Here is a 3,357-nt window from a genome sequence, read left to right as displayed (position 1 = left end):
CGCCGACCGAACGGACGCGGCGGTTGCCGAGGTTGTCGATATCGTCGATTTCGCCGCGGCCGTCGCGCAATTCCGCCAGGGCCTTGACGATGGCAACGATATCCTCGCGCCGCAGAACGCGCATGGTATCGGGCGCATCCAGGTTGAGGCGCATGTTCATCTTGACGCGACCGACCGAAGACAGGTCGTAGCGTTCGGAATCGAAGAACAGCTGGCCGAACAGGGTCTCGGCGGTGTCGAGCGTCGGCGGTTCGCCGGGGCGCATGACGCGGTAGATGTCGATCAGCGCCTGCTCGCGGCTGTGGTTCTTGTCCACCGCCATGGTGTTGCGGATATAGGCGCCGGTGGTGATGCCGTCGACATTGATGACTTCGATTTCGTCGAAGCCGTTGTCGGCAAGCTGTTCCAGGTTCTGCGCCGTCAACTCTTCGCCGGCTTCGACGAAGATCTCGCCCGTCTCCGGGTTGACCATGTCGAGTGCCGAGAAGCGGCCGAGCAGTTCCTCAACGCCGAGGGCGATGTTCTTGATGCCCTCTTCCTGCCACTTCTTGAGGCCGCGAACGGTGACCTTGCCACCAGCCTCGACCAGCGTCTCGCCGGTCTTGGCGTTCTTCCATTCGGAATTGGTCTTGGCGTTCTTCATCCAGGCCGGTTCAACCGGCGTGGTGAACGAGCCGTCCTTCAAGCGCTTGAAGGCGATCTTGCTGTAGAAATAATCGAGGATCTGTTCCTGATCGAGGCCGAGCGCATACAGCAGCGTCGTCGCCGGCAGCTTGCGGCGACGGTCGATGCGGACATGGATGATGTCCTTGGCGTCGAATTCGAAGTCGAGCCACGAGCCGCGATACGGGATGACGCGGGCGGCAAACAGCAGCTTGCCCGACGAGTGCGTCTTGCCCTTGTCGTGATCGAAGAACGCGCCCGGCGAACGGTGCATCTGGCTGACGATGACGCGCTCGGTGCCGTTGACGATGAAGGTGCCGTTCTCGGTCATGAACGGAACGTCGCCCATATAGACGTCCTGTTCCTTGATGTCCTTGACCGACTTGGCGCCGGTTTCCTGATCCACATCGAACACGATCAGGCGCAGCGTCACCTTCAACGGTGCCGCGAACGTCATCGAGCGCTGCTGGCACTCTTCGACGTCGTACTTGGGTTCTTCAAAATAGTAGTCGACGTATTCCAGGCGCGACGTCTCGGAGAAGTCCTGGATCGGGAATACCGACGAGAACACGGCCTGCAGGCCTTCGTCGTTCCGCGCTCCACTCTCCGGCTTATCGACCTGGAGGAACTGGTCATAGGAGGTCTTTTGGACCTCGATGAGATTGGGCATTTCCGCCACTTCGACCATCTTGCCGAAGTATTTGCGAAGCCGCTTGCGTCCCGTGAATGAAAGAGCCATCCCGCCGATCCTTACCTTCCGACAAACCCGCCTAGCCTTGGCGATACCAGCCCGAAGCACCGCTCCGGACCGGGCTGAACGCGTCTTCCGCAACCGATTTGGTAAACGATTGCGTTTTCAAGCGAAAATCACCGCCTCTTCCGGGGCGGTTCCCCGTCCCGGAAGAGCAGTGTGTGAACGAAGTATGCACGCGATCGCGGTTTTTCAAGCCGCGCCGCCTCCTTACTTCAGCTCGACCTTCGCACCTGCGTCTTCGAGCTGCTTCTTGATCTTGTTGGCCTCGTCCTTCGACACGTCGGCCTTCACTTCCTTCGGGGCACCTTCGACGAGGTCCTTGGCTTCCTTCAGGCCGAGACCGGTGATCGCACGGATTTCCTTAATCACGTTGATCTTCTTGTCGCCGGCAGCAGCCAGTACGACGGTGAATTCGGTCTTCTCAGCCGCCGGAGCAGCAGCAGCCGCCGCCGGAGCAGCCGCCGCAACCGGAGCCGCAGCCGAAACGCCCCACTTCTCTTCGAGGGCCTTCGCCAGCTCAGCCGCCTCGAGGACGGTCAGGGCCGACAGATCATTGACCAACTGTTCGATATTCGCCATTTCTCAGTTTCCTTACGTATTTCGGGTTTGAATGTTGATTGAGGTTGTCGCTTAGGCCGCTTCGTCTTTCTTGGAATACGCGCTGATGACCCGGGCCAACTGACCGGCCGGTGCCGCAAGGACACCCGCGATCTTGGTAGCCGGAGCCTGGATGAGGCCGATCAGCTTGCCTCTCAGCTCGTCAAGCGACGGCAACGACGACAAGGCAGTTACGCCCGCCGCGTCCAAAGCCGTCGTTCCCACCGACCCGCCCAGCACAACAAGCTTGGCGTTGTCCTTGGCATAGCCCACCAACACCTTCGAAGCCGCGACCGGGTCCTTGCTGAACGCAATACCGGTGGGGCCTTTGAAGAGGTGGGAAATGCCTTCGATCGGCGTTCCCTGAAGCGCACGAACCGCCAGACGGTTCTTGGCCACCTTGAACGACACTCCGACTTTGCGCGCGCGCGTGCGGAGGTCGCTCAACTGAGCCACCGTCAGACCGGAATAGTGGGCGACAACCACGGAGCCGGATTCCGCGAAGACGCCTTTCAGCTCTTCGACGACCTCCGCCTTCTTGGCTTTCTCCACTGTGCTCTCCTTCTCGGCAGCATTTCCCGAATTAAGGGAAATTGCGCCGAACAACCGGCATACGTGGCGATCCGCATGCCGCCCTGTTGCTCACTCCTGCCCCAGGGTTCAAACCCGAACCCCGTCTGCGCTGGGATGTTTAAGCTTCGAAAAGCCCCAGTGGTCTCGGACAGGTCTTCCGGTCATCGCCGACCGGAATTCAAAAATTCCTTATGCTTCGCCCGAACCCGCATTCACGGATACCAGCGCGATCTTGACGCCCGGGCCCATGGTCGAGCTGAGCGAAACCTTCTTCACATAGGTGCCTTTGGCGCCCGCCGGCTTCGCCTTGACGACGCTGTCGACGAAAGCCTTGACGTTGGCGGTGATGGCGTCCTCGGTGAACGAGGCCTTGCCGATGCCGGCCTGCACGATGCCGGCCTTCTCGACGCGGAATTCCACGGCGCCGCCCTTGGCGTTCTTGACGGCCGTCTTCACGTCCATGGTCACGGTACCGACCTTCGGGTTCGGCATCAGCCCGCGCGGGCCCAGCACCTTCGCCAAACGGCCGACCATGCCCATCATGTCGGGCGTGGCAATGCAGCGGTCGAAGTTGATTTCGCCCTTCTGCACCTGCTCGGCAATCTCTTCGGCACCGACCAGATCGGCACCGGCCGCCTTGGCTTCATCGGCCTTGGCACCCTTGGCGAACACGGCAACGCGCACGGTGCGGCCGGTACCCGAGGGAAGCGCCACGACGCCACGGACCATCTGGTCGGCATGACGCGGATCGACGCCGAGGTTCATCGCGA

3 protein-coding genes and 1 pseudogene are annotated in these 3,357 nt (G+C 61.2%); all 4 read right to left on the bottom strand.

The features are described 5' to 3' along the window. A pseudogene (locus AC1P6P_RS14515) lies at positions 1–1,402 on the bottom strand (DNA-directed RNA polymerase subunit beta); the annotation flags it as partial. 222 nt (positions 1,403–1,624) lie between these two features. Beyond that, entirely contained in the window at positions 1,625–1,996 is a 372-nt protein-coding gene (rplL, locus tag AC1P6P_RS14510) for a 50S ribosomal protein L7/L12 (RefSeq protein ID WP_481403155.1), read from the bottom strand. A gap of 51 nt (positions 1,997–2,047) precedes the next feature. Continuing rightward, entirely contained in the window at positions 2,048–2,566 is a 519-nt protein-coding gene (rplJ, locus tag AC1P6P_RS14505; protein WP_481403154.1) for a 50S ribosomal protein L10, read from the bottom strand. A gap of 210 nt (positions 2,567–2,776) precedes the next feature. Continuing rightward, the coding region (gene rplA / locus AC1P6P_RS14500) for a 50S ribosomal protein L1 (RefSeq protein WP_481403153.1) at positions 2,777–3,357 on the bottom strand (581 nt) is incomplete at its 5' end.

This window comes from Rhizomicrobium sp., assembly GCF_056722145.1.
The sequence above is the reverse complement of the archived record's forward strand: the minus strand, read 5'-3'. Positions and strand labels throughout refer to the sequence as shown.

What these genes read in the sequence shown, in the direction of transcription:
- rplL (WP_481403155.1), bottom strand. Translation starts at nt 1,996, where the DNA reads ATGGCGAATATCGAACAGTTGGTCAATGATCTGTCGGCCCTGACCGTC.